Consider the following 5,308-nt stretch of genomic DNA (forward strand, 5'->3'; position numbering starts at 1 on the left):
ATCGGGTACGCGATGGCCGACCACCACCGTGCCGAGCTCGTCGCCGATGCCCTGAAAATGGCCGTCGGTCGCAGCACCCTCAAGCCGGGCTGCATCGCCCACTCGGACCGCGGATCGGAATACACATCAGGCGAATACCGCACGCTGATACGGGAGTTGAACCTGAGGCAGAGTATGGTCAGAACGGGCTCATGTTACGATAATGCCGCAGCCGAGAGCTTTTCCGGATTGCTGAAAGCGGAGATCGGTACCACCGTCTGGGAGTCCCACGAAGCCGCCCGCGCCGATGTCTTCCGCTTCATCGAGGTCGAATACAACCGCACCCGCCTGCGCAAGCACCCCGTGTACGGCTACGTCACCCCACTCGAAACCAGAGCCCTGACGACCCGCGACCTCACCCCCGCAGCGTAACCACCCGCTGTCCAGATCAAAGGGGGAACTTCAGCAGAGATCTCAGATGTTGGTTGTGACCTGGGGTTTCGTGGTGCTCAGGTAGTGGTTGGCTTCGTATTCGGCGGGTGGAATGTGCCCTATCTCACCGTGGAGCCGGGTGTGGTTGTACCAGTCGGTCCATTCGGCGGTGGCCAGCTCGACCTGGGCGAGGGATCGCCAGGGCCGCTGCGGCTTGATCACCTCGGTCTTGAAGAGGCCGATCGTGGACTCCATCAGCGCGTTGTCGTACGCGTCTCCGACCGATCCGATCGAGGCGGCGATGCCGGCCTTCTCCAGGTGCTCGGCCAGCGTGTGGCCGGTCGAGCTCGGCCGCGAAGAAACTCGCCGCCGCCTTCAGGATCTCGTTGGCCCGCTTCAGCTCGGCGATCTCCTTCTTCATCGCCTTGATCTGCGAGGACTCCTCCGTCGTCGTCCCCGGCCGGGCGCCGGCATCGATCTCGTCCTGGCGGACCCACTTGCGCAGCGTCTCGGTCGTGCCGATGCCGAGCTTGGAGGCGACCGCTTTCATCGCGGCCCACTCGGTGTCGTAGTCGGGCCGCACCTCGGCGACCATGCGCACCGCACGACGGCGCAGCTCAAGCGGGTACTGGGAAGGACGTGCCATGACTCGATCCTCTCAAACGATCGAGTCCCTACCGAACCCGGAACGGTTCACACCGCCCGACCCGGACATGCACCCCTGCGGGATGACCGAAAGCGTCACCGCCAGCGGACTCGGCGCCGTCGCCTGGGTCAAGGGCGACCCGCTCCACTACAAGGCCAGCTGCGACCGGATATCCCTGATCGACACTCGCAACGGCAGCAAGACCGTCTGGACCAAGCAGATCAATGGGGCACCCCTGGGCGGCAAACCGCTCACCCGTCATGACTCCGAACACCATCGTCGGCCTGCGCACGGACGACGCCGAAGCGTGGACCTGGCGCAACGCCGGCGTCCCCGCCAACCGGTACGTCCTCAACTGGGACATGACCGCCCACCACGACCGGATCATGGTGATGATCGGAATGGAGGGCGGCCCAGAGATGTGGAGGTACTGGGTGGCCACCCTCGACAACTCAGGCCGCGAAGTGTCCGCCGAGCCCGTACCCATGCCCGTGCCCTCCGGGGGCACGTCGACCTGGTCGGTGCCGGGCCCATGGCCGCCATCGTGCAACCCCGCGCATTCGACAAGACGACCAAGCCCGAGTTGGTCACCTTCGCACGGGACGGCAGCGTGGCCCGGCGTATCCCGCTCGCCTCCAGCGCGGGCGAGATCCAGCTCAGGGAAACCAGCGCCTCGCGCTTCGACACCGCCTTCAACGGATCCACGGCATACCTTCTCGCGGGCGACCCCGTCAGTGACACCGCACCCACCCAGATCGTCGCCCTAGATCTTGAGACCGGTGCCACCAGGTGGACCCGGCCCGTCGACATCGTCACCACGCCCCGCTTCCTCGGAGCGGACCCGGACACCGTGTACGTACTGGCCGGAAAGGCCACCCGTGACATGCCCATCTACGCGTACGACGCCAAGGACGGCACCCGCACCCAGAACCTCGGAGCGCCCCCGGCCGGATCACGCCCGTCGTGACCGTCCCCCGACCTCGACTCATCGGCGATCTGAGTCGGGCCGCCGATTCGTCTTCCTCATCCACGGGGAAGCCCGCCTACAGTCCGACGCGGATCGGACCCCGATCTCATAGCGGGGCACGCGCAGCGAAGGACGGTAGGGATGGGAAGCAGCAATTTCGACCGGCAGCTGGAGGAGATGGTCGAGACTTCCGCGAAGGCGCTTGGCCGCTTTCTCTCGGGACTGGAGATGGACGGGATCCGGCGTACGGACGCCGGCTTCCTGCGCAAGGGCGGCCGGGTCCTGGACGGCGTAGAGGGACGGGTCGGTAAGTGGCCTACCTGCCGTACGCGCAGCGCTCGCTCATCAGGCTTGGGGGCCTCGGCACGCTGGGCGGGGGCGGCTACACCTACTGGCGCCTGCCCGAGCAGACCCTGGAGGTCCTCCCCTATGGTGGAGTCGGCGCCTTCACCCTCGCCGCCGCAGGCGGGATCGTGCACGGCATTCGCAACCGTGGTCAGGCCGAGCTCTTCAAGGAGTGGGTGGAGCCCCTGCACCTGGCTCTGGTCGGACCGCTGGGAATCTCCCCGCACACCGACCCGCGCTCCTACCTCCACATCCCGAAGAACTTCAGCGACGACGATGCCGTGATCCGCGTAGACCTCCCGGTCGCTCTCGGCTTCAACGAGAGCGCGGTCATGGAGGCTATGACACAAAACTCGCCTTGGAGGGCGTCTCGTTCTCCTGGACCCGCAAAGGCCGAAAGCCGTTCGTCCTGGCCCGCAAGGGCCAGCGTCCGCCGTCCAAGGTGGTGTTCTCCGATCCCCGTATCCGGGCTCTGGTCGAAGGCGTCCCGGAGTCGGCCCTGCTGATCGGCCTTGAGCGCGGCGACAAAGTGGTGTCCGTCGACCTCGACGCCGAGTCCCCGCACGTCCTGGTCAACGCTGGCACCGGCGGCGGTGAGTCGGTCATCCTGCGTACCATCGCCGCCCAGCTCATCCATCACGGGGCGCAAGGAGATGTAGAGGAAGTTGCTGAGGAGGTCCAAGCTGACAGCCGACGGCGGTGCGGTCAGCTGCTCCGTGGCCTCGGCACCGAAGTGAAGGATGGAAGGCAATGGATTGGGGTCGTGTGACAGTCCTGCCCACAGCGGCGTGCGGCGGCCACACAGCCGCTGGCCAGGCTCACACAGGCGAGGACGATCGCCTTGTCGTAGGGCGCTCTCGCGAGACCAGGGCGGATGATCCGCGCGGCTGCGTACCGGCGGATCCGCTCCCTCAAACCGCCGCCCGTGGGCGGTCCCGGAGTTTCGGCCGAGACAGCAGACACGTCCACCGCAGCTCCCACACCTCGAGGGGACTTCGTTCACGCCTGAGTCCGGCATCGCGGGCGCACGACACTCCGACCCTGTCAGCGCGAGGGCGGGACAGGCTCCGCCCTGATCGAGCAGTTCACGGCCCAGGGTGCTGTCCCTGACGCGGTGGAACTCCGCATCGCCGAGGAGAACGGTTACTTCGATGGCCTCGCATGGGCCGCCAACGGCGGCGGGTAGACGCGCCGGTCGCAGATGATGGACGAGGGACAGTTTGTTCAAGTTGTCCATATTTGCATGGATAGGTGAACCTGGATTACTGACTTCGGCGTTTCAAGGTGAGGCTGGGGTGTCGAGGGTGAGGCCGGTGCCGGCTATAAAGCCGTCGAGGGTGTGAGGCCGGTATTGAAGACGTTTGAGCCGGTTGCGGACTAGGGCTTCGAGTCGGTCGAGGGCCATGACGGCGAGGTTGGCGAGGCTGCGTTTGACGTGTGCCCATACGCCTTCGACGGGGTTCAGGTCGGGTGAGTAGGCTGGCAGCAGGAAGACTGTCAGCCACTCGCGCTCGGCGGCGAGGTCCCGCATCCTGCGGGAGACGTGGGTGTTCAGGCGGTCCCAGACCAGCACGATTGGCGCTCTGACCAGGTGATGGGTTCCGTCGATGAGTGCGATGAAGTCCCGCTCGCTCATGCTGCGACGTGTTCACTTGCCGGCAGGGTGGGTCCGTAGGCGGTGACACAGCCGGGTTCTGGAACCCGGCCGCATCGCGATCAGCCCGGCCACCGACAGCCGTCCCGAACGCCGGCCGCTGACCGTCACGACCGGGGTGCGGCCCCGTCGGCCCCAGGTCCGGCCCCGGGGCGGCCGTCGGGTGAAGCCGGCTTCGTCCTCGAAGCAGACGTAGCCCCCGCAGGCCGCCCGGACCCTTTTACCTCCGCCCAGGTCGCCACCTTCCACGCGGTCACGGCCTGCTCATCGCGCTCAGCGACCCGCCGGGCAGGGACTTGTGGGCTGAAGCCGAGGCGGTGCATCAACCGGGTGGCACCCGAGACGCTGTAGGAGACGTGGAACTTCCTGCCGATCAAGGTCGCCACCCTTGATGCGGTCCACACCTGGTCCTCTACCCAACCATGCGCGGCCGGACCTTCCTCCAGGAACCCCGCCAGCTTTTCGAGGCACCGCGGCGACAGACGGCACCGTGACCCGCTCGGCCCCTGGGAAGCCAGAGCCCCAACCCCACCATCCCGCCACAACTGATGCCATTGATAAGCCGACTTCACGCTCACCCGCAGCCTACGTGCGACTTCCGGCACTGCGATCTGCTGCTCGAACAGTTCGGCCGCTTGCATCCGTACAGTCTCCCGACGCCGACGCCCCGCAGGAGTCAGCCCGCCCCCATCCGCATATCTCACACACCACGAATACAGGCACCCATCCACACCCATCAGGGACTTCGCAACGATTCACCCCAACAAGCTGAAGTCAGTAAGTGTCACTTGGGCGGGCATTCGCTCGTGAATTTCCGCTGCTCTGATCCCTGAACCGGATGCCCGGACCACAATGCCTGGAGTGGAACCCGGAGGGTTCCGGTCGCGAGATAAGTGGCCCTGCCTGCAGGTGCCGTGAATCGCTGTAGCGCCTGCGTCCGAGCCTCGGTCCATCGACGAGATGCCCTGACCAGCCAGGGTGTGATTCGGCTACCCGACCACACAGGTGTGACTGAGCGCCGTACCTGGCCAGTCTGGCCAGGTACGGCGCTCAGCTGGGTGCGCCAGCGGTGAACCGCGTGTGACTCAGCAGGCTAACCTCCCTGTTTCGCTTCGAGTGGCTGAGCTGGTGTGCAGTGGTGGTTCGGTTGCTTCTCGTCGGCGGGCATGGCCGAGGCCCGACGCGCGGGTGGTGCTCCAGGGTTCCTCGGGTCGTGGGCGGGCAGGGGCGCTGTCATGCTTCAGGTGGCCGGCCGGGGCAGGGTCGTGAGGCGTACGAATGCGCT

At 66.4% G+C, this 5,308-nt stretch carries 3 protein-coding genes and 3 pseudogenes; 3 read left to right on the forward strand and 3 right to left on the reverse strand.

Annotation, left to right across the window (positions count from 1 at the left end; translation table 11 throughout):
• The coding region (locus ABTY04_RS40165; RefSeq protein WP_352218382.1) for a DDE-type integrase/transposase/recombinase at positions 1-411 on the forward strand (411 nt) is incomplete at its 5' end.
• A gap of 42 nt (positions 412-453) precedes the next feature.
• On the opposite strand, the pseudogene ABTY04_RS41405 reads toward ABTY04_RS40165, so the two are convergent.
• A pseudogene (locus ABTY04_RS41405) lies at positions 454-735 on the reverse strand (integrase core domain-containing protein); the annotation flags it as partial.
• An 11-nt stretch (positions 736-746) separates the two neighbouring features.
• A pseudogene (locus ABTY04_RS41410) lies at positions 747-1,057 on the reverse strand (transposase); the annotation flags it as partial.
• Between the two features lie 532 nt (positions 1,058-1,589).
• Here ABTY04_RS41410 and ABTY04_RS40175 point away from each other — a divergent pair.
• Together ABTY04_RS40175 and ABTY04_RS40180 are read left to right on the forward strand one after the other, a co-directional pair.
• Entirely contained in the window at positions 1,590-2,024 is a 435-nt protein-coding gene (locus ABTY04_RS40175) for a PQQ-binding-like beta-propeller repeat protein (RefSeq protein ID WP_352218383.1), read from the forward strand.
• Between the two features lie 703 nt (positions 2,025-2,727).
• A complete protein-coding gene (locus ABTY04_RS40180; protein ID WP_352218384.1) occupies positions 2,728-3,138 on the forward strand; it encodes a hypothetical protein in 411 nt (136 codons plus the stop codon).
• 510 nt (positions 3,139-3,648) lie between these two features.
• Here ABTY04_RS40180 and ABTY04_RS41415 read toward each other — a convergent pair.
• A pseudogene (locus tag ABTY04_RS41415) lies at positions 3,649-4,727 on the reverse strand (IS630 family transposase).
• Between the last annotated feature and the right edge of the window lie 581 nt (positions 4,728-5,308).

The sequence above is a fragment of the Streptomyces sp. NPDC097981 genome (assembly GCF_040302565.1).
In the GTDB taxonomy this organism is placed as follows: domain Bacteria; phylum Actinomycetota; class Actinomycetes; order Streptomycetales; family Streptomycetaceae; genus Streptomyces.